Below are 19,704 nucleotides of genomic sequence, written 5' to 3' on the forward strand. Positions count from 1 at the left end.
TTCCTTGTACTACGCGGCAGCGAGCACGACCACTCCGCCCAGCACCACGGCGGCCCCCAGCAGTCTCCGCACCGGATTAGGCTCGCGCAGCAGCAGCCAGCCCAGCACGCTGCCAACCACAATGGACAGTTCCCGTGCGGGCGCCACGAGACTCACGGGCGCGTAGCGGTAGGCGTACAGGACGAGGATGTACGCGAGCGGCGACAGCCCCGCGATCACCAGCACCTCACGCTTGTGGGCGCGCCACACCTCCCGCACCTTCTGCTTGTTCCGCACCGTGTACGGCGTCAGGTACACCATCCGCACCAGGTTGCTGGCCCAGTCGAAGAAGAGCGGTGCGATCGCGAGCGGCCCGACAGCCTGCGCGTCGAAAATCGTGTACCCGGCGATCAGCACCCCCGTGGCCACCCCGTACCCGAGGCTCGCCACGTTCACGTTCTTCCCGCTCCAGCTCACGATGAGGATGCCTGCGACGACAGCCCCGGCCCCGGCCAGCGCGAACCAGCCCGGCCGTTCCCCGAGCACCACGACGGCGACGACGACCGACAACAGCGGCCCGGTACCGCGCGCCAGCGGATACACCACGGACAGGTCGCCAACGGCGTACCCGCGCTGGAGCACCACGAAGTACGCCAGGTGGATGACGGAGCTGGCCAGGATCACCCCGGCGACGGCCCAGTTCAGCTTGATGTCGACGAAGAACAGCAGCGGCGCGTACAGCACGGTGGACACCACAGTGGACAACCACAGCAGCCCGGGCCCGGCGGTACCGGCCCGCTTCGCGGCGAGGTTCCACCCCGCATGGCAGAAGGCTGCGGCTACGACGAGCGCGATGGCGGCGGGAGGCACCGGCAGAGCCTACTCCCGCCGCCACCCCTAATTGATCTTGCATACCTCCGGGTGGACAATGGGGGAAAGACGTAGGAGGTGCGTTATGTCCACCGCCGTCATGACCCGATGGACCGTCGAGCTGACCTTCGACGAGGACCCGGACCACACCATCGCCACCGCCACGCTCCGCATCCCGAACGGCCAGCAGTTCACCAGCCGCGGCCACGCCCGCCGCCACCCGAAGGACCGCCCGGCCGCCACGATCGGCGAGGAACTGGCCGGCGCCCGCGCCCTCTCGGCCCTGGCCCACGACCTGCTCGAGTACTCGGCCACCGAAGTCGAACACAACGCCCGCCGCGGCCCCGGCCGCTGATCTTCGCGCCGGCTCGGGGCCGCCCAACCTCGTGAGGCCCCGAGCAGCAGCGTGCCCTCTTAACGGTTATGGGTTGGTGAAAATACCGTGCGTTCCGATTCGCCGCCAGACCACATGAGCCTTGCCCTGCTGCACCTCCGGGCCGTACTGCCAGGTCGCCCGGCCATCTCCGGCCCATGTCATCTCCCAGACATGTTCAGTTCCCTGTACACGCTTGACTCGCAGGCCGGGCCGGCACGGCCGGCCTGCGTCCAGATCCTCGACGAAGTGCCGGACGGCCTTCAGGAATTTTTCCCGGTCTTTGGCAGAGAGCTTGTCGAAATCGCGGGCGAATCGATCGGCGGACTCGTATGTAGGGCTCACTGATCCCCCGAGACGCGGCGCTCCAATGCACCGAGAAAGTCCTCGCCGGAGGCGTACACCTCGGAGCGACCCTCAGCTAGATCAAGCTCTGCCTCACGCTCTCCTGCCTGCCACCCACTCGTCCAGAACCAAAGCTGGTCCCTGGGTATGGATGCGCTGGGCGTCAGCACCAAACGGCCATCCTCGACAGTGAGAAGCACTTGGTCGCCGACGTCGAGGTGCAGTTCCTTGCGGAACTGTTCCGGGATCGTGAACTGCCCCTTGGCTCGCAGTGTGGCGGTTACCGCCTCGTTCGTGATCTCACCGGTGCTGCCGTGTCCGATGCGCATGAGAGACCTCCACCGTCAGACTTTCCTACTATCCTACGCGGCCACCAGTGATCTGATCTCATAGTCGGACGGCCGTTTGCTAGGTCTAATATCCGACAGATCCTGCCTTGCGCCCCCGTATCGGGACAGGTAGACCTGAACATCAGCGAACCAAGGAGGGGACGAATGACGGAATACACGATCCTGATCGAACGAGCAGATGACGGGGGCTACGGAGCCTGGTGTCCGGACCTGCCTGGTTGCGTGGCTCTCGGCGACACGTACGACGAGTGTGTGGACGAGATGCGTTCGGCGATGACATTTCATCTGGAGGTCATGCGTGAACACAACGAGCCGATCCCGGTTTCTACCACCGTAGGCGCGGCACTCATCGTCATCTGACAGGCGGGACAAAGCAAAACGCCGACCGGCGTAAGCCTGGTCGGCGAGTGCTCAGCCCGGCGAAGGGCCTGGTGCCCAGGGGCGGGGTCGAACCGCCGACCTTCCGATTTTCAGTCGGACGCTCGTACCAACTGAGCTACCTGGGCCGGGAAAAAGCTAAGCGGTCCTGACGGGACTTGAACCCGCGACCTCCGCCTTGACAGGGCGGCGAGCACTCCAACTGCTCCACAGGACCTTGCTGGTGTTGCTGTCTTGCTGGGTCGTACTCTACAAGCTTCGCTTGCGTACCCCCAACGGGATTCGAACCCGTGCTACCGCCTTGAAAGGGCGGCGTCCTGGGCCACTAGACGATGGGGGCCAGTCCGCAAATTCTCGCACATGGTGCTCAACTCGCGTCTTGCCCCCGTGCCTGGGCCTCGGTGAAGGCTTGGAAAGCATACGTGATGCCCCGAGCGCCTGCCAAATCCGGGGTACCCCTCCGCGAGCCCCAGCCCGATCAGGGCATCGGTATCAATGTCACACGGCTCTTGAGCAGCGGAAATATCCGTCGGCACGCGGCGAGCGTTCCGGAGCGGTCCCCGCCGGCGTCGTGGAGCAGGATGATCGCGCCCGGCCCGGTCTGGCCAGCGACGACGTTGTAGATCGCGTCGGGGCCGGGTTTGCGCCAGTCGTTGGTGTCGACGGCCCAGTGCAGGGAGCGCATGCCGAGCGAGGTGGCGACGGCGACGACGCGGGGGGTCCAGTTGCCGCCGGGCTGGCGGAAGTACTTGACCCTGGTGCCGGGCACGGCGGCCGCGATGGCCTGGTTGGTCCGGGTCAGGTTGGCCCGGATGGCGTCCTCGGCCTGGCTGCCGAGGTTGAGTTCGTGGCCCCAGCTGTGGCTGCACAGGGTGTGCCCGTCGGCGGCGATGGCGCGTACCAGGTTCGGATAGGCCTGGACCTCGGTGCCCACCATGCAGAACGTCGCCTTGATCCCGTGCTGTCTGAGCAGGGCGAGGATCTGCGGTGTCCAGGTCGGGCTCGGCCCGTCGTCGAAGGTGAGGGCGACGTCGGCTGTGCCGGTGACCCGGTGGGTACCCATCGGGCCGTTTCCGGTGGAGCCTGCCGGGGTGCCCGAGCCTGCCGGTACCGGGATGCTGGCCGGCAGCCGGTGCGCGTCGGCTCCCGTGATCGCCGCCGGTGCGCTGGAGGCGAGCGGGGCTGCCCACTTCGGACTGTCCCCGTCGGAGCATCCGGCGAGCGCGAGGCACCCGGCTACCAGGACAAGGAGCAGTTTCCGCACGCCAGCACCCCCGCGTCCAGAGTTCGTGTGAGTGCTTGTCAGCCTAACGGGCCGGTGATCCGTTCGGCGGCGAGCCGTCCGGAGACCAGGACCATCGGCACGCCGACGCCGGGCTGGGTGCCTGCTCCGGTGAGGACGACGTTCTGGAGCCCGGGTACCAGATTGGACGGACGGAACGGGCCGGTCTGCCCGAACGTGTGGGCGAGGCTGAACGGCGTCCCGGCTGGCGCGTCCCAGTCGGCCGGCGTGACCACGTGTGACACCTCGATCTCCGCGCCGAAGTCGAGGTACCCGCGGGCTTCGAGGGTGGCGACCAGCTCGGAGGCGTACCGGCGGCCTTCGAGCCCGCGCCACTGCCGCTGCCCGAGGTGCGGGGCCGGGGCGAGGACGTAGTACGCCTGCTTGCCTGCCGGGGCGAGGGACGGGTCCGTCCTGGTCGGGTTGGTGACCAGGAGGGAGGGGTCGCTCATCAGCTCGCCGCGCTTGATGATCTGGTCGAAGGTACCTTCCCAGGCCTGCCCGAAGTGCAGGTTGTGGTGGGCGATCTTCGAGTACTCCGCCCGCGAGCCGACGTGCAGCAGCACGCAGGACGGCGAGTAGCGCAGCCGCCGCCGGACCGGCCTGCCGAGCAGCGCGTAGGCGTGGGCGAGGTCCGGGTTCAGCACGACGACGTCGGCGGGGATCCGGGTCCCGTCGGCCAGGACGACGCCCGTCGCCCGGTCGCCCGACATGGCGACGGAGGCGACCTCGGCGTCGTACAGGAAGGAAATGCCGTGTTTGGCACCTGCCCTGGCCAGGGCGTCTGGCAGCGCGTGCATGCCGCCCTTGGGGAAGTAGACGCCGGCCACGCAGTCCAGATAGGAGATCACCGTGTAGATCGCGAGCGCGTCGGACGGCGCGAGCCCGGCGTAGAGCGACTGGAAGGAGAACATCCGAGAAGTGCGCGGATCGCGCAGGAACTGGCCGACCTTGGTCCCCAGCCGCCGGAATCCGCCCATCGCGACCAGCTTGACCAGGCTCGACGTCGCCAGGTCCAGCGGGGAGTCCAGGTTGCGGTCGATGAAGTCCCGCATCTCCAGTTCGAAGATCTTCTTCGTGTACTCGGCGAAGCGCAGATACCCGTCGGCCTCCCGGGCCCCGCACACCCGGCTCACCTCCGCGGCCATCCTGGCCGTGTCGGTGTGCACGTCGAGCGTCGACCCGTCCGGGAAGTGGCCACGGTAGGCCGGGTCGAGCCGGACCAGCTCCAGCCAGTCCTCCAGCCGCTCGCCGACCGCGCCGAGCGTGTCGGCGATCAGGTCGGGCGCGGTGAGCACGGTCGGCCCGGTGTCGAACTCGTACCCGGCCAGGCTCAGCCGCCCGGCCTTCCCGCCGGGGCCCGGCCCCTTCTCGACCACGGTGACCTGCCGGCCGGCCCCGGCGAGCCGCAGGGCACACGCCAGCCCGCCCAGGCCGGCCCCGACGACAACGACGTGTTCGGTAGGCCCGGTTACTCTGCGCACACGAATACCGTAGGCGGCAGGGGGTGGGGATGAACGCAGGGCTGGCCGAGGCGTACGAGCGCTGTCGGATACTTCACCGTACGCACGGCCGCAGTTACTACCTGGCCACGCGCCTGCTCCCGGCCTGGAAACGCCGTCACGTGCACGCGCTCTACGGCTTCACCCGCTCGGCGGACGAGATCGTCGACGCGCTCGACGGCACGCCACCCGCCGTACGCGCGGCCCGGCTCGCCGCGTGGGGTGACGCGCTCATGGCGGGCCTCGACGGCGCACCGGTCGCCGATCCGCTGCTTCCCGCTGTGATTCACACCATCTCCGTCTTCGGCCTCGACCGTGCCGACTTCGAGCTCTTCCTCCGCAGCATGGCGATGGATCTCACAGTCGCCTCGTACGACTCGTACAACGACGTTCTCGGCTACATGGACGGCTCGGCGGCCGTGATCGGCACGATGATGCTCCCGCTGCTCGGCGCGGCGGACCCGGCAGCCGCGCGCGAGCCGGCCCGGCAGCTCGGGATCGCCTTCCAGCTCACCAACTTCGTCCGGGACGTGGCGGAGGACCTGGGCCGTGGCCGCCTGTACCTGCCGATGGAAGACCTGTCCCGTTTCGGGGTCAGCCCGGCCTGCCTGCGGGCCGCCGCCGCCTCCGGTACCAGCCCGGAGCCGGTGCGTGAGCTGATCCGGTACGAGGTGGCCCGGGCGCGGGAACACTACGCGCTCGCCGAGCCGGGCATCGCGATGCTCCAGCCGAGCTCGCGGGCGTGTATCCGGGGTGCGAAGGCGCTCTATGCCGGGATCCTCGACGAGGTGGCCCGCTCGGGGTACAACGTTTTCGCCGCGCGGGCCCGGGTACCCCTCGGGCGGAGGTGGCGGCTGGCGTGCGGTGCGCTGGTCGCCGAGGCCGTCAAGCGCTGAGCGACTGTCTCCTGTAGGTACACGTTGAGCTGGTCTTTTGGCATGTAGGCACAGCGTCGCGTGCCAATCTGCCAGGTGGCAGTTCGCGGCCTTCCCAAGGGCTTCCTGCCGTGCACATACTTGGCTTAGTAATCGTTCATGGTCGATTTGATGATCGCTTGGAGGGCCGGGCGATGACGACTGTCTACTACGACCGGGGTGGCATCAGGATCACCGAGCGCTGCATGGAACTCCACGGCCAGTGCTATCCCCTCGCCGAGCTGAGCAGGATCGAGGTGTCACCGCCGTCCGGGGTGCTCGCCTTCCTCCGGATCCGCCGGGTCTGGGAGCTGTGGGCCGAGCATCGGGGCGTGGTCACGCTGATCTTCACCAGCCGCAGTGAGCGGATCTTCGGGCAGGTGCGCAGGGCGCTGATGCGGGCGAGGGAGGCCCGGCCGCCCCAGCACGTCTGAACCTGTTGGCATCGATGTGCCAGGTGGCTGTCCGCCACCTGGCACATGTATTACCATCTATGCGTCGGCTGGCACTCTTTTCGCGTCGATCGGGTGGGAGCATGAGCGGCGGCACGGGGCGCGGTCTGAGCGTTCGGCGCAGGAGGCTGCGGTTCGAGCTCAAGCGCTCCCGCGACGAGGCCGGGCTGACCCAGGAGCAGGTCGCCCAGGAGATGGACTGGTCACCGTCCAAAGTGATCAGGATCGAGGCCGGCGCTGTCGGGATCTCCACCAACGACCTCAAGGCGCTCCTGCGGCTGTACGGCGTGGACAACCCGGCCCGGATCGCCGAGCTGACCGAGCTGGCCCGCCTGACCCGGCAGCGCCAGCCGTGGTGGGCGCCGTACAAGGAGCACATCGATCCGCGTTACGCGGAGTACATCGGCTACGAGATGGACGCGGCGGTGATCTACCAGTCGCATCCGTACACGATTCCCGGGCTGCTGCACACCGAGGAGTACACGCGGGTCGTGATCGCCGACGGCGGCCCGGCCGACCTGACGGAGGAGGTCGCCGAGATCCTGGTCGAGGTCCGGCTGCGCCGCCAGCGTGAGGTGCTGGAGCGGCCGAAGCCGCCGGCCTTCCATCTGGTGCTCGGCGAGGCGGCACTGCGCATCCTGGTCGGCGGTCAGCAGGTGATGCGCAACCAGCTCACGTACCTGCTGGACGTGGCGCGCCGCCCCGAGGTCACTCTGCAGATCGTCCCGTTCTCCGCCGGGGCGTACGCCGGGCTGATCGGCCCGTTCACCATCCTCGAGTTCGCGGATCCGATCGACGACGACGTCGCCTACCTCGAAGGGTCGGAGGCCGGCCTGATCCGCGACTCCCCGGAGCAGCTGAGCGGCTACCGGCAGGCCTTCGACCAGGTCGTCGGCCGCGCGTTGTCCCCGGCGGACTCCGCTGGCTTCGTCGCCACGATCCGGGAAGAACTTTCCTCACTTGAGACGTAGGTCACACGGCGTGATAGAAGCTATCCGTGCACGCCACTGGTGATCCCTTGAGGAGGAACGGCATGGAAATTGTGGATATCGCAACTGCGGCCTGGCGGACCAGCTCCCGGTGCATGTCGAACAGTCAGTGCGTCGAGGTCGCCATGCTCACGGCAAGTGTCGCGGTGCGAGACTCCACCCAGCCGGACGGCGCGATCCTGACCTTCCCGGCCGCCGACTGGAACGCTTTTGCCACACACGGCCCGGCCGTCCTCGCAGCTGGGCACCACAGGGAGCACTGAACACCGCCGCGCCGTCGTACCCTGATACCGACAGTCATCTATCCCTCAATGGCTGCTGGCGGTGACGAGTGCGACGGCGCAGACTCCGATTCGAGCTCCGCAGGGCGCGGGACGAGGCAGGCCTGACCCAGGACCAGGTCTGCCACGCGCTCGCCTGGCCCAGGGCCCGCCTGATCCGGATGGAGGCCGGGGCGGCCAGCGTCTCCAGTGTGGACATGCGGGCGCTGATCAGGCTGTACGGCCTGCCGGGCACCGAGCGCGCCGAGCTGCTGACCCGCCTGGCCGCCGAGGCCCGGCAGCGCAGCGACTGGTGGAGCGTGCACCGGGACCTGCTGCCCCCGTCGACGCTCGACTACTTCGGGTACGAGGCGGAGTCTTCCGTCCTCCGCCAGTTCCACCCGTACCAGGTGCCCGTCCTGCTCCAGAGCGAGGGTTATGCCAGGGAGCTGATCCGGGGCGGCCCGGCGGAGGTGTCGGAGGGCGAGGCCGACACGCTCGTGGACATCCGGATGACCCGGCAGGAGCTGGTGCTCGACCGGATCGGCCCGCCCCGCGTGATCGCCATCCTCGGCGAGGCAGCCCTGCACATCGTGGTCGGCGGCAAGACCACGATGGCCGAGCAGCTGCACCACCTCGCGGACCTGGCCGTCCGGGAGCCGGTGGACGTGCGGGTGGTGCCGTTCAGTGCCGGTACGCATCCGGGGCTGGCCGGGGGCTTCGTGCTGATGGAGTTCCCCGACCCGATCGACGATGACGTGCTGTGCCTGGAGAGCGCGGAGAACGACCTGCTGGTCAAGGACGAGCCGGAGATCCTCAGCCGGTACCGCCAGGCCTTCGACCGGATCGCGGCCCTCGCGCTGCCGGAGTGGGAGTCGCTGGAGCTGATCCGCCGGGTCGGGGGTGCGCTCTAGGCTGGATGGGGCTGGGGGTGTGGCATCTGCCAGGCTGTGGCCAGGCGGGACGGGTGTACCTGCCTGCCGTCCCCGAAGAACTCACAGAACTTCATGATCAGTGGCTGCCAGCCGACCGGGTCGACGTAGTCGGTGCCCGGGATGATCAGTTCCTCGGCGACGTGCGCGCGGCGGACCGCGACCTCGAAGGCCGTGGCCATCGACTCGAACGAGTGGCTGGCCACCAGCTCGCACTCCAGCTGGATCGGGCATTCGGCGACGCGCGGCGGGCCGACCACAGTGGACGGCTGTGCTGTCAGGCCTGCCCTGGCGAACTTGTCGGCCTCGTGCTCGTACCCCATGCTGGCCTTGCGTTCCGGCACCGGGTCCGAGCCGGTCGTCATGGCCAGCCGGTCGACGGCGTCGACGAGCGAGCCGGGAACGAGGTTGAGGACGCACTCGCCGGTACGCAGCAGGTTCGCCGTGGTCTGGCCGCTGTTGCCGAACCCGAGCATGGCGTGCTGGCCGAGCCACCACGCGGACGACATCGGGGCGAGGTTGGGGCTGCCGTCGGGGTTGAGGGTGCTGACCAGCACGACCGGGGTACCGAAGTAGAGCACTTTCAGCGGGGTGACCTTGTGCATGCAGCCAGCGTCTCCCGGCGGCTCCCGGAGTGCTGGCGGCAAACGGACATCGACCTATCTGAACGTGGTGCCCAGCAGGCGCAGGACAGGCGTGGCCTTCACGACCGTCTCCTCGAACTCCGCGTCCGGGTCGGACAACGCGACGATCGCCCCGCCGACGCCGTAGGACACCCGGCCAGGCGTGATCACCGCTGTCCGGATGACCATGCTCAGGTCGGCGGCCCCGGTCAGGGAGAAGTAGCCGAGCGCCCCGGAGTAGACCCCGCGCGGCCCGGCCTCCAGCTCGTCGATGATCTGCATGGTGCGGACCTTCGGCGCGCCGGTCATCGACCCGCCGGGAAACGCCGCCCGGACGCACCCGACCACCGTCGACTCCGGCCGCAGCTTCGCCTGCACCGTGCTGACCAGCTGGTGCACGGTCGCGTAGCTCTCCACGTCGAAGATCTTCGGGACGCTGACCGAGCCGACCACCGCGCACCGGCCGAGGTCGTTGCGGACCAGGTCGACGATCATCAGGTTCTCCGCGCGGTCCTTCTCGTTCGCCGCGAGGTCGGCGATCAGCGCCCGGTCCTCGGCCGGCGTCGCGCCGCGCGGCCGGGTGCCCTTGATCGGCTTGGACTGCACCGTCCGGTCGGCGTGCACCCGCAGGAACCGCTCCGGCGACGTGCTCAGCACCGCCAGCGGGCCGAACCGCAGCAGCGCGCCGAACGGGGCCGGGCTGATCCGCCGCAGCTGCCGGTAGGCGTCCCACGGCTCCACCTCGCCGTCGGCCTCCAGCATGTTCGTCAGGCAGATCTCGTAGGACTCGCCATCCGTGATCGCCTCGTGGCACGAGGCGATGTGCTTCAGATAGGTGTCCCGGTCATGCCGCGCCTCGATCACTAATGACGGGACTGGGCGTAATTCTGGCGCCGATCCGACAGTGCTTAATCGTTGCCGGGTTTCTGACAGCCAATTCTTCGCCTGCCCGTCGTCCTTTTCGGACAGCGCGAGCAGATAAACGCAATTCTCGGCATGGTCGAGGACAATCGCGCGGTCCGCGAATACCATTGCGGCGTCCGGGTCGGCCGAGCGGTGCGCTTTCTCTCCTCCGGCCTGGGATTTGAGTTCGTAGCCGAGATAGCCGACCCAGCCGAGTGCGAAATCGAAGGGCAGGGCGGGTGCGTCGACGGCGATCGAGGCCAGGTCGCGGTCCAGCCAGTCGAAGAAGGACTCTTTCCTCGTACCCGCGGAGGTCGCCGTCACCGTCCCCAGCCACGCGTCGGCCGTCACCACCCGGGCGAGCGGCCCTGAGGCGTCACCCAGGTACGAGAACCGGCCGATCCCGTCGTCCGACCGGCTGCTGTCCAGCCAGAACGCGTGATCGGACCCGGCGAAGAACTCCGCGTAGACCGCCTCGGCGTCCCACCGGCCGTCGATCCGCTCGGTCAGCACGGTGAGCACCCGCAGCTCAGGCTGCTCGCGCGGCTCGGTCTGTGCCCGTTCGGCGGGGCGGATCTCGATCGGCGGGCGTGGGCTCGCCATGTCCGTGAAGTTGCGCAGCAGCTGGTGCCCGTACTCCGTGCAGATCGACTCCGGGTGGAACTGCACGCCCCACAGCGGACGGCTCCGGTGCCGCAGCCCCATCAGGATGCCGTCCGGGGTCCATGCCGTCGGCTCCAGCTCTCCGGGCAGGTCGGTGACGGTGAGCGAGTGGTACCGGACGACCTCGAACGGCGACGGCAGCCCTGCGAACAGCCCCGTGCCCTCGTGCAGCACCTCGGACACCCGCCCGTGTACCGGCTCCGGCGCGTGCCCGACGGTCGCCCCGGCCAGGTGCGCGATCGCCTGGTGGCCGAGGCACACCCCGAGCAGCGGCAGCTCGCACTCCGCCAGCACCTCCCGGCACAGGCCGAGGTCGGCGTCGCGCAGCGGCGTGCCGGGGCCTGGCGAGACCACCACGGCGTCGAACTCGCCGAGCATCCCCAGCCGCCAGGCCGGGTCGTCGTTGCGGATCACGACGGGCTCGTGCCCGGTGACCTCCGCCAGATAGTGGAAGAGGTTGTACGTGAACGAGTCATAGTTGTCGATCAGCAGCGTACGCAAGGCGAGCCTTTCGCTGGGGCGGCTGGTGACTGTCTACTCGCGACCTGGATACGGTCTCGGCGGCCGAAGTCAAAACCATCGAGCCATATGGTTTCTATATTTTTTCCATGTTCGGGCGAGCCCTTGTGGGCGCCTTCCGCGCTGGTTACTTTCGGTTCTGGCTGCGCGATGTGAATACCTGTCTCCACAGGGAAAACGGGGGCGGTGTGCCGATGGGAGAGCGCCGGATCATGCGCGGGAACACCTGGGAAGCGGACAACGCCGGACTGGTCGACGATCTTGTTCTGGCCGGGCCTGGCGGCGAGCCCTGCCTGCGATTCTGCTCGGCCGCCGGCGCCGGTCACGAGTCCACGATGGACCGTACGGAGCTGGGTGCCGCCGTCGCCGGCCGGCAGGCCGAGCTGGCCGCCGCCGGCCTCGCCCCGGGTGACGTGCTGGCGCTGAAGATCGCGCCCGGCACCGGGTACGTGGTGACGCTGCTGGCCGGCTGGCGGCTCGGCGCGCAGGTCGTGCTGCTCGACCACCGGCTCACCGAGCACGAGACCAGCCGGGCGCTCGACCGGACGAAGCCCCGGCTGCTCGTCACCGGTACCGGGAGCGGCGGGGCACTGCGCGCCTGGCACGACGTCGCGCTCCGGTACGAGGCGCGCGCTGCTGGGCCGGCCGCGACCGATCACGTGCTCATCCAGCTCAGCTCGGGCTCGACCGGGCCGTCGAAGGTGATCGGGCGGACGGCGGGCAGCCTGGCGGCGGAGATCGCCAGGTACCAGCTGATCCCCGGGATGCCTGCCCGTGGCGAGCGCATCGTCGTCCTCAACTCCCTCATCCACGCCTTCGGCCTGGTCGGCGGGCTGCTGCACGGCCTGAGCAGCGGAGTCGAGATCGTGGTGCCCGAGCTGCTCACCCCGGAGAGCATTCTGACCGCGCTGGCCGGCGCCGGTAATCCGGCCACCCTGCTGGGCGTGCCATTTCACATCGAGCTGCTGTCCGCCGTCTCCGGGGCGCCGGCCCTGCCGCAGTTGCGCCGGGTGATCACCGGCGGGGAGATCATCCGGCCGGGGCTGGCCGCCAGGTTCCAGGAGCGGTATGGCGTGCCGCTGGGCGAGTGCTACGGCATGACAGAGGTCGGCGTGATCGCGATGGACGCCGACGGCGCGCACCGCCCGGCCGCAGGCCGTCCGGCTCCCGGCGTCGAGGCCAGGATCGAGGACGGCGAGCTGCTGGTCAGCGCGCCCGAGTGCCCGTACGTCGGTGAGGTCGCCGAGGGCCGCTGGGCCGGCGGCTGGCTGCGGACCCGCGACGCGGCCCGGATCGACAGTGAGGGCCGGGTGACCATCCTCGGCCGCCTCGACTCGCAGATCTCGGTCGGCGGGCTCAAGGTCGACCTGACCGAGGTCGAGGGCACCCTGTCGGGGCTGCCCGGCGTGAGCGAGGCGATCGTCGTGCACGACCGGGGCATCGAGGCGTACGTCGCGCTGGAGCCGGGCCTGACCGGGCAGGCGGTGGAGGCCGAGCTGGCCGGGCTGCTCGCCCCGTTCAAGCGCCCCCGCCGGCTGCACGTCCTCGCGGCGGGCCTGCCGAGGACGTCCAGCGGCAAGCGGATCAGAGACCACGCCGCGCTGCGTGCTGCGGCTGCTGAGGGAGGGTAACGACAATGTCGAGTGCACTGATCGACGAACTGCGGGCGTTCTCGCTGGACGCCATCAAGGCGATGAACTACGACACCAGCGACATCACCGACGCCACGCCGCTCGGCCCGGCCGGGGTCGACCTGGAGTCGCTGGGCATGGCGGAGCTGGGCCTGCGGATCGAGGACAAGTACGGCGTCGTGCTGGCCGAGGAGGACCTCGAACGGCTGGCGAGCCTCACACTCGGTGACTTCCTCGCGGAGGTGGCTGACCGTCACACCGGGGGCGGCCCGGCGTGAACGTCGACCGCGAGACGCTGATCGAGCTGCTGGCCGGGTACGGCGACCGGCCGGCCGCCGAGGTCGACGACCGGCTGGACTCGCTGGACCTGGCCTGGCTCGTGCACGCGGTCGAGCAGCGCTACGGCGTCCGCCTCGACCTGCCGGACGCCACGCTGGCCGGTATGACCACTGTGGACGCAGCGCTCGACGTGCTCCGGGCTCATGGCTGACATCGCGGTGAGCGGGATGGCCGCCGCCACGGCGTACGGCCGGGGCACCGGCGCGCTCGCCGAGCACGTCTTCGCCGGGAAGCCCGGGTTCAGCGCTGTGCACCGGTTCGACACGTCACTGCACCGGGCGCACGTGGCTGCCCTGCTGCCCGGCGCGACCACGCTGGAGGCCGAGCTGGCCGAGGTGATCGACGCGGCCTGCTCGGACGCCGGTCTGTCCACAGCGGACCGGGCCGCGACGCCGTTGCTGCTGGCCGCCGAGCGGGAGGACGGGCGGGCCCGGCTGCCGCGCTGGGGGCGGACACCCGAGCAGACCCCGGCCGGCCTCGGCGCGACGCTGGCCGAGGAGTGCGGGCTGGGCCGGCTGGTCCGGGCGTACACGACGGCCTGCGTGTCGGCCAGTACGGCTGTGATCGACGGGGCCGCGATGATCGCCTCCGGCCGGGCGGAGCGGGTCGTGGTGGCCGGCGGGTACCTGGTCACCCGCGACGACTTCGCCATGTTCAACGCGGGCTTCGCGCTGTCGGACGACGGGGCGGTCCGGCCGTTCAGCGCGGGGCGGCGCGGGCTGCTGCTCGGGGACGGGGTCGCGGCCGTGGTGCTGGAGCGTTCCGCCCGGCGCTCGCCGCGCGCCCGCCTGACCGGCTGGGGCCGGGCCGGGGACGGCTATCACGTGTGTCAGCCGCATCCGGAGGGGCATGGCATGGCCAGGGCGATCCGGGCCGCGCTGGGCCGGGCTGGGCTGGAGCCGGAGGACCTGGGTTATGTGAACGCCCACGGCACAGGTACCAGCTACAACGACGCCGCGGAGGCAGCTGCCCTGCACCGGGCGTTCGGCCTGATGGCTGACAAGATTCCGGTGAGTTCGACCAAGGCGCTGCACGGTCATGTGCTGGAGGCCTCTGGCCTGGTGGAACTGATCGTGACCATCCTGGCACTGACCTCTGGCTGCCTGCCGGTCAACGCCGGGTTCACCGGCCCGGACGCCGACTGCGCCCTCGACCTGGTGCTGGACCAGCCCCGGCAGACCACGCACCGGCACGCACTGAGCCTCAACGCCGCCTTCGGTGGCGCCAACACCGCGCTGGTGGTGAGCCAGCCGTGAGAGTCGTGGCGAAAGCCGAGTGGTCCGGCGAGGAAGAGCTGCCGCTGTTGCGGGGTTTCGTCGTGTCGTCCTACAGCCCGCTGGTCGCCGAGGTGGCCAGCAGGTGCCTGAGCCAGTGCTACGAGCGGCCGGTGCCGCCCGAGGTCGGCGAGCGGATGGCCGTCGTCCTGATCAGCCAGGGCGGTGACGTGCACAGCGCTGTCGAGACCGCGTCGCTCGTCGACAGCGGGCAGAAGGTCTCGCCGTTGCTGTTCTTCCAGTCCGTACCGAACGCGATCGCCGGTCACGTCGCCAAGCGCTGGGGCCTCAACGGCCCGGTCGTGTGCGTGAGCCCGGCCGGCGACCCGGAACACGAGGCGATGGAGCTGGCCGGGCTGCTGTTCGGCGACGGCGACGCCGACCGGGCGCTGGTCGTCCTGGTGGAGCAGGCCACGGTGGAAGGCGCCCCCGACCGGGCTTCGGCGCTGCTGATCGAGCCGTATGGCACAGCTGGGGGAGGGAAAGAATGAGCATCCGGGCCACGCTGGCCGCCGATCCGGCTCTCGGAGCCGGCAACGCACTGCGCCGGCTCCTCGCGAACGGGGTCGACCCGGCCGCACCGGTCATCGCCTTCGACACCGACGTCGACGCGCACCCGGCCTGGGAGCGGTGGAGCCTCGGTGACCTCGACCGTGCCGTCGCGGCCCGTGCGGCCTGGCTGCACAGCCGGGGCGTCGGGCCGCGTGAGGTCGTCGCGGTGTTCGAGGACACGGCAGCCGGCAACATCCTGGCCTTCCTGGCCATCGCCCGGCTCGGTGCCATCGCGGCCCTGGTCAACGCGAGGCTGGACGTGAAGGTCGCCGCCCGGTACATCAGGCGGCTGCGGGCGGGTGGCGTGCTGACCAGCCGTGAGGATCTGATCCGCGCCGATCCGGAGGCGCGCTGGCTGGGGCCGCTGCTGGCCGGGGAGCCGGACGAGGCTCCGGAGCCGTACGAGCACCACGACGACGATCCGGTCGCGATCACCCACTCGTCCGGCACGACGGGCATCCCGAAGGCGGTCACCGGCACGCACCACAGCCTGTTCGCCGCCATCCGGTACCGGCTGACCGCCCCGCGCGCCCAGGGCCTCGACCGGTGGCTGAGCGCGCTGCCCGCCGCCCACAACTCGACGCTGACCATCCTGAACCTGGCTCTGTGCAACCGGACGGAGCTGCTGGCGCTGTCCTCGCAGTCGGCGGAGTCCACTCTGGAGGGTGCGCGCCGCTGGCAGCCGGGTACGGTGCTCGGCTTCTCGGTGACCTGGGCCGAGCTGGCGGCCCGGGACCTGTCGGGGCTCGACTCGGTCAGCGTCTGGTGGAACACGGGCGACAGCGCCCACGAGTCGCACATCCGCAAGCTGATCGGCGCGGGCCGCCACCGCGTACCGACGAAGGACGGTCCACAGTGGCGTGACGGCTCGGTGTTCGTCGACAACCTGGGCTCCTCCGAGCTGGGCCACTCGGTCTTCTCGATCACGCACCGGCCGGACACCGAGCGCTACGGCCGATGTGTCGGCAAGCCGGACGCGTACGCCGAGGCCAAGGTCATCGACGAGGGCGGCCGCGAACTTCCCGCCGGCCAGCCCGGCCTGCTCGCCGTCCGCACCCCGTCGATGTCGCCCGGCTACTGGAACGACTCGGTGGCCACGTACGCGAGCCGGCGCAAGGGCTGGCTGCTGACCGGTGACGTCGTACGCCGCGACGAGGCCGGCTTCTTCTACCACCTCGACCGCGCGACCGACACCTACGGCGGCGTCTATACGGTCCTCGCCGAGGAGCAGATCCTCACGGCCGTCCCCGGCGTCCTGGACTGCACGGTCGTCGCGTCCCCGGACGGCACGGACATCTACCTCCAGGCGGCCGGCCCCGTCGACGAGCAGGCGATCAGGGCTGCGATCGGAGCCGAGGCCGCCGCCACGATCCGCAAGATCACGGTTGACGGCGTGCCGCAGGGCGCGACCGGCAAGGTCCGCAAGGTGGCCCTCCGATGAGCACCCCGGCCGCCATCACGGGGCTGGGCATGGTCACCCCGGTCGGTACCAAGCCTGCCGAGGTGTTCGATGCGGTTGTCGCCGGCCACTCGGGTCTGGCTCGTCCGGCAGGTGCACTGGCCGGCCTGCCGGACGGCCGGGGCGGCGCGCTGATCGAGGTGGTCGGTGCGTGCCCGCCGATCGACCCGCTCGACGTGCTGCCGCCCAAGGCCGGAGCGGCTGTCGACCGGTTCATCCTGTTCGCGCTGCTGGCGGCCGAGGCGGCGCTGGCCGACGCCGGCCTGGTCATCGGGGAGAACGCCGATCCGGAGCGCGTCGCGGTGCTCGTCGCGACCAGCAACGGCGGCATGGCCACCTACGAGGAACAGGCGCTCCTCTTCCACGACCGTGGCCGGGCGGCCGTCAGCCCGTACCTGCTCCCCGGCATCATGCCGAACCAGCCAGCCGCCCGGATCGCGATCAGGTTCGGGGTGCGTGGCTACACGTCCGGCATCGTCTCGGCGTGCGCGGGCGGCGGCCAGGCGATCGGCGAGGCGCTGCGCCTCATCCGGGCCGGCGAGGCCGACGTCGTCCTCTGTGGCGGGACGGACGCTCCGCTCGCCGCCGCGACCATCGCCGGTTTCAGCAACGCCGGTGCCCTCGCTCGCGGCTGGTCCAGCCCGTCGGAGGCCAGCCGCCCCTTCGACAGCCGCCGCAACGGTTTCGTGCTCGCGGAGGGCGCGGGCATGCTGGTCATCGAGAGCACAGCCCACGCCCAAGCCCGGAAAGCCAAAACCCATTCCCTTGTACTGGGCTGGGGCGCCACCACTGACGCCCACCACCCGACAATGCCTCGCCCCGACGGGGCCGGCGCTGCGGCCTGCATGCGCAAAGCCCTCGCCGACGCCGGCCTCACCCCGGCCGACATCGGCTACATCAACGCCCACGGCACCAGCACGAAGCTGGGCGACGCGGCGGAGGCGACCGCGATCCGTGCGGTGTTCGGCGAGACGACGCCGCCGGTCAGCTCCACGAAGGGCGTGACGGGTCACCTGCTGGCCGCGTCCGGCGCTGTCGAGGCGGGCATCACGGCGCTGGCCCTGTCCACCGGCACCCTGCCGCCCACACACAACCTGACCACCCCGGACTGCCCGCTGACACACATCACCAGTCCCTGGAGCCTGGGCTCTCCCTACGCCCTCTCCAACTCCTTCGCCTTCGGCGGCCACAACGTCAGCCTGGTCCTCGGTCAGGCCCCGACCCGGGAGGCGCGCACGTGACCGACATTCCCTACCAGCAGTTCTGGTGGCTGCACGACGCCCGCTGGTACCAGGGCGTCGCCCGGCGCTTCGGCCAGGAGGCAGCCAACGAGATCAACGCGGAGGCCCTCAAGTTCGTCTCCCGGCGCGTCGCGAACTGGTGCGCCCGGAACCACGACATCAGCCTCGGCGACAAGCCGATGGCCGAGTTCGTGCAGGAGTTCGAGCAGATCGCCGGGGTGATGTGGGCCGAGGGCACGATCTCGGTCACCGAGCGGGCGATCGACGAGTCGTCCTGGGAGTCGGTGATCACCGAGAGCTTCGTGCTCAAGATGCTCCGGGCCGCCCGTTCCCTCGACGGCTACGAGTGCCCGTGCCTCGACATGCGGGCCGGCTGGTTCGAGGGCCTGGGCCTGAAGGTCCGGGACTCGGTCGTGGAGTGCCAGCGCACCGGCGGCGAGTGCTGCCGGTTCCGTGCGGAGGTCGACCGGTGAACGACCGCACCACAGTGGACGTCTGGGTGGACCCGATCTGCCCGTGGGCGTGGCGGACGGCGCAGTGGCTCCAGGAAGCCGAGCAGGTGCGCGACCTCGCCGTCAGGTACAACATCATGAGCCTTTCCCTGCTCAACGAGGGCCGCGATGATGTCGACCGCCGGTACAAACTCCTGTTGAACCGTGGGTGGGCAGGCGTCAGGGTGTGCGTCGCGGCGCGCGAGCGGCACGGCCCGGGCATCATCAGGCCGCTGTACTCGGCGATGGCCCGGCACATCCACGAGGAAGGCACGGGCATGGGCGACCGCATGGTCCGCGCGGCGCTGGCAGAGGTCGGCCTGCCCGGCGAACTGGCGGAGGCGGCCACCAGCACCGAGTTCGACGACCTGCTGCGCGCCAGCCACATGGCGGGACTCGCCGACCTGGGCGACGCGGCGGGCACTCCGATCCTCCATAGTGGGGGGCGGGCCTTCTTCGGCCCGGTCGTCAACGCCGCCCCGGCGGGGGAAGCGGCAGGCCAGCTGTGGGACGCAGTCGCCGTGCTGGCCTCAGCACCGGAATTCTTCGAGTTCAAGCGAGCGAGGGGGAATGGTGATGTACCTACTCGGGCACGATGAGGCCGAGCTGCGCCGCCTCGAACACCAGGCGGCCATGCTGGCCCCCGCCACCGAACTGATCCTGCGCATGGCAGGCCTCGAACCAGGCATGCGCGTACTCGACCTCGGCACCGGTACCGGCGACGTCGCCAGGATCGCCGCGTCACTGGTCGGCCCCACCGGCTCGGTCACCGCGATCGACTCGGCACCCGAAGCGCTCGAAACCGCCCGGGCGCTGAGCCCCGGCACCATCGAGTACGTCGAGGGCGACGTGGCGAGCTGGCACGACGGCCGCGAGTTCGACGCCGTGATCGGCAGGCTGATCCTGCTCTACACCCGCGACGCCGCCGCGGTGCTCCGGCACCACGCCGCCTCGCTGCGCCCGGGCGGGCTGATGGTCGCGATGGAGTTCGACATGACCGGCGCCCGCTCCGTACCGCCGACGGCAGCCGTCGCCGACGCCCAGCGGTGGATCACCGGAGCCTTCGGCCGGGCCGGGCTCGACGCGGGCCTCGGGGCGCGGCTCTCGGAGATATTCACGGCCGCCGGGATGCCCGGGTACGCCCAGCTGGGCCTCCAGGCCTACCACGGGCCCGACTCGCACGACGGGCCGCAGATCCTCGCCGGAGTGCTCCGCACGATGCTCCCGCTGTTCACCGAGCCGGTCGACCCGGAAGCCGTGGCCGATCAGATGCGCGCCGAACTGGCCGCCGCCCGCGCCGTCTTCGTCCCGCCGACCCTGGTCGGCTGCTGGGGAGCCGTCTGACCGTTCGCCATGTTCGACCAGGCCAGCCGGGTTAGCCTC

The 19,704-nt window shown here is 70.2% G+C and carries 24 protein-coding genes and 3 tRNA genes; 17 read left to right on the forward strand and 10 right to left on the reverse strand.

Annotated features, from left to right (window positions below; all coding sequences use genetic code 11):
• Positions 1-9: 9 nt before the first annotated feature.
• The gene (locus tag A3G1_RS0111350) at positions 10-849 is read right to left on the reverse strand and encodes an EamA family transporter (RefSeq protein ID WP_018349592.1); all 840 of its coding nucleotides are present in this window, start codon (positions 847-849) and stop codon (positions 10-12) included.
• A gap of 85 nt (positions 850-934) precedes the next feature.
• Between A3G1_RS0111350 and A3G1_RS0111355 the strand changes: the two genes are divergently transcribed.
• Positions 935-1,204 (forward strand): dsRBD fold-containing protein, encoded by a 270-nt coding sequence (locus A3G1_RS0111355; RefSeq protein WP_018349593.1) that lies wholly within the window; start codon positions 935-937, stop codon positions 1,202-1,204.
• A 66-nt stretch (positions 1,205-1,270) separates the two neighbouring features.
• Here the strand turns inward: A3G1_RS0111355 and A3G1_RS41390 are convergent, their stop codons facing one another.
• Positions 1,271-1,567 (reverse strand): hypothetical protein, encoded by a 297-nt coding sequence (locus A3G1_RS41390; RefSeq protein WP_211216282.1) that lies wholly within the window; start codon positions 1,565-1,567, stop codon positions 1,271-1,273.
• Complete coding sequence (locus tag A3G1_RS0111365) at positions 1,564-1,896, reverse strand: AbrB/MazE/SpoVT family DNA-binding domain-containing protein (protein ID WP_018349595.1); 333 nt, start codon at positions 1,894-1,896, stop codon at positions 1,564-1,566. The genes A3G1_RS41390 and A3G1_RS0111365 overlap by 4 nt, the downstream gene beginning before the upstream one ends.
• A 165-nt stretch (positions 1,897-2,061) precedes the next feature.
• Here A3G1_RS0111365 and A3G1_RS0111370 point away from each other — a divergent pair, with 165 nt between their 5' ends.
• Complete coding sequence (locus tag A3G1_RS0111370; protein WP_018349596.1) at positions 2,062-2,277, forward strand: type II toxin-antitoxin system HicB family antitoxin; 216 nt, start codon at positions 2,062-2,064, stop codon at positions 2,275-2,277.
• Between the two features lie 69 nt (positions 2,278-2,346).
• Here the strand turns inward: A3G1_RS0111370 and A3G1_RS0111375 are convergent.
• The 5 genes from A3G1_RS0111375 to crtI form a co-directional block, all read right to left on the reverse strand.
• A tRNA-Phe gene (locus A3G1_RS0111375) sits at positions 2,347-2,423 on the reverse strand.
• Positions 2,424-2,438: 15 nt separating this feature from the next.
• Positions 2,439-2,512 (reverse strand) — tRNA-Asp (locus tag A3G1_RS0111380).
• A 50-nt stretch (positions 2,513-2,562) separates the two neighbouring features.
• Positions 2,563-2,635, reverse strand: a tRNA-Glu gene (locus A3G1_RS0111385).
• A 138-nt stretch (positions 2,636-2,773) separates the two neighbouring features.
• Positions 2,774-3,559, reverse strand: a complete 786-nt coding sequence (locus A3G1_RS0111390) for a polysaccharide deacetylase family protein (protein WP_018349597.1) — start codon at positions 3,557-3,559, stop codon at positions 2,774-2,776.
• A 38-nt stretch (positions 3,560-3,597) separates the two neighbouring features.
• Positions 3,598-5,061, reverse strand: coding sequence for a phytoene desaturase family protein (crtI, locus tag A3G1_RS0111395; RefSeq protein WP_018349598.1), 1,464 nt, complete (start codon positions 5,059-5,061; stop codon positions 3,598-3,600).
• A 29-nt stretch (positions 5,062-5,090) separates the two neighbouring features.
• On the opposite strand from crtI, the gene A3G1_RS0111400 reads away from it, so the two are divergent.
• From A3G1_RS0111400 to A3G1_RS0111420, 5 genes are all read left to right on the forward strand, one after another.
• A complete protein-coding gene (locus A3G1_RS0111400; protein ID WP_026212044.1) occupies positions 5,091-5,975 on the forward strand; it encodes a phytoene/squalene synthase family protein in 885 nt (294 codons plus the stop codon).
• A gap of 173 nt (positions 5,976-6,148) precedes the next feature.
• Positions 6,149-6,427 (forward strand): DUF6232 family protein, encoded by a 279-nt coding sequence (locus tag A3G1_RS0111405; protein ID WP_018349600.1) that lies wholly within the window; start codon positions 6,149-6,151, stop codon positions 6,425-6,427.
• 101 nt (positions 6,428-6,528) lie between these two features.
• A complete protein-coding gene (locus A3G1_RS0111410; RefSeq protein ID WP_018349601.1) occupies positions 6,529-7,416 on the forward strand; it encodes a helix-turn-helix domain-containing protein in 888 nt (295 codons plus the stop codon).
• Positions 7,417-7,478: 62 nt separating this feature from the next.
• Entirely contained in the window at positions 7,479-7,697 is a 219-nt protein-coding gene (locus tag A3G1_RS34325) for a DUF397 domain-containing protein (protein WP_018349602.1), read from the forward strand.
• Between the two features lie 68 nt (positions 7,698-7,765).
• Positions 7,766-8,608, forward strand: coding sequence for a helix-turn-helix domain-containing protein (locus A3G1_RS0111420; protein WP_026212045.1), 843 nt, complete (start codon positions 7,766-7,768; stop codon positions 8,606-8,608).
• Here A3G1_RS0111420 and A3G1_RS0111425 read toward each other — a convergent pair.
• Both A3G1_RS0111425 and pabB read right to left on the reverse strand, forming a co-directional pair.
• On the reverse strand, positions 8,605-9,231 hold the full coding sequence (locus A3G1_RS0111425) for a flavin reductase family protein (RefSeq protein WP_018349604.1): 627 nt from the start codon (positions 9,229-9,231) through the stop codon (positions 8,605-8,607). The genes A3G1_RS0111420 and A3G1_RS0111425 overlap by 4 nt on opposite strands.
• A 54-nt stretch (positions 9,232-9,285) precedes the next feature.
• On the reverse strand, positions 9,286-11,316 hold the full coding sequence (pabB, locus tag A3G1_RS0111430; RefSeq protein WP_018349605.1) for an aminodeoxychorismate synthase component I: 2,031 nt from the start codon (positions 11,314-11,316) through the stop codon (positions 9,286-9,288).
• 212 nt (positions 11,317-11,528) lie between these two features.
• Here pabB and A3G1_RS0111435 point away from each other — a divergent pair, with 212 nt between their 5' ends.
• From A3G1_RS0111435 to A3G1_RS38430, 10 genes are read left to right on the forward strand one after another with little or no spacing between them, the layout of a single operon-like run.
• Positions 11,529-12,965, forward strand: a complete 1,437-nt coding sequence (locus tag A3G1_RS0111435; protein ID WP_018349606.1) for a class I adenylate-forming enzyme family protein — start codon at positions 11,529-11,531, stop codon at positions 12,963-12,965.
• A 5-nt stretch (positions 12,966-12,970) separates the two neighbouring features.
• Positions 12,971-13,243: an acyl carrier protein gene (locus A3G1_RS0111440; protein WP_018349607.1), complete on the forward strand. Its 273-nt coding sequence runs from the start codon at positions 12,971-12,973 to the stop codon at positions 13,241-13,243.
• Entirely contained in the window at positions 13,240-13,455 is a 216-nt protein-coding gene (locus A3G1_RS0111445) for a hypothetical protein (protein ID WP_018349608.1), read from the forward strand. Before A3G1_RS0111440 ends, A3G1_RS0111445 begins: the two co-directional genes overlap by 4 nt.
• Positions 13,448-14,560 carry a beta-ketoacyl-[acyl-carrier-protein] synthase family protein gene (locus A3G1_RS0111450; RefSeq protein WP_018349609.1) on the forward strand — a complete coding sequence of 371 codons (1,113 nt, stop codon included), beginning with the start codon at positions 13,448-13,450 and terminating at the stop codon, positions 14,558-14,560. Before A3G1_RS0111445 ends, A3G1_RS0111450 begins: the two co-directional genes overlap by 8 nt.
• The gene (locus A3G1_RS0111455) at positions 14,557-15,069 is read left to right on the forward strand and encodes a beta-ketoacyl synthase chain length factor (protein ID WP_040478111.1); all 513 of its coding nucleotides are present in this window, start codon (positions 14,557-14,559) and stop codon (positions 15,067-15,069) included. Before A3G1_RS0111450 ends, A3G1_RS0111455 begins: the two co-directional genes overlap by 4 nt.
• On the forward strand, positions 15,066-16,571 hold the full coding sequence (locus A3G1_RS0111460; protein WP_018349611.1) for a class I adenylate-forming enzyme family protein: 1,506 nt from the start codon (positions 15,066-15,068) through the stop codon (positions 16,569-16,571). Before A3G1_RS0111455 ends, A3G1_RS0111460 begins: the two co-directional genes overlap by 4 nt.
• Positions 16,568-17,830: a beta-ketoacyl-[acyl-carrier-protein] synthase family protein gene (locus tag A3G1_RS0111465; RefSeq protein ID WP_018349612.1), complete on the forward strand. Its 1,263-nt coding sequence runs from the start codon at positions 16,568-16,570 to the stop codon at positions 17,828-17,830. Before A3G1_RS0111460 ends, A3G1_RS0111465 begins: the two co-directional genes overlap by 4 nt.
• Positions 17,827-18,303, forward strand: coding sequence for a hypothetical protein (locus A3G1_RS0111470; protein WP_018349613.1), 477 nt, complete (start codon positions 17,827-17,829; stop codon positions 18,301-18,303). Before A3G1_RS0111465 ends, A3G1_RS0111470 begins: the two co-directional genes overlap by 4 nt.
• Positions 18,300-18,920 carry a mycothiol-dependent nitroreductase Rv2466c family protein gene (locus A3G1_RS0111475; RefSeq protein WP_018349614.1) on the forward strand — a complete coding sequence of 207 codons (621 nt, stop codon included), beginning with the start codon at positions 18,300-18,302 and terminating at the stop codon, positions 18,918-18,920. The genes A3G1_RS0111470 and A3G1_RS0111475 overlap by 4 nt, the downstream gene beginning before the upstream one ends.
• Positions 18,892-19,665, forward strand: a complete 774-nt coding sequence (locus A3G1_RS38430; RefSeq protein WP_018349615.1) for a class I SAM-dependent methyltransferase — start codon at positions 18,892-18,894, stop codon at positions 19,663-19,665. The genes A3G1_RS0111475 and A3G1_RS38430 overlap by 29 nt, the downstream gene beginning before the upstream one ends.
• The last annotated feature ends 39 nt before the right edge of the window (positions 19,666-19,704 follow it).

The sequence above is a fragment of the Longispora albida DSM 44784 genome (assembly GCF_000379825.1).
Lineage (GTDB): Bacteria > Actinomycetota > Actinomycetes > Mycobacteriales > Micromonosporaceae > Longispora > Longispora albida.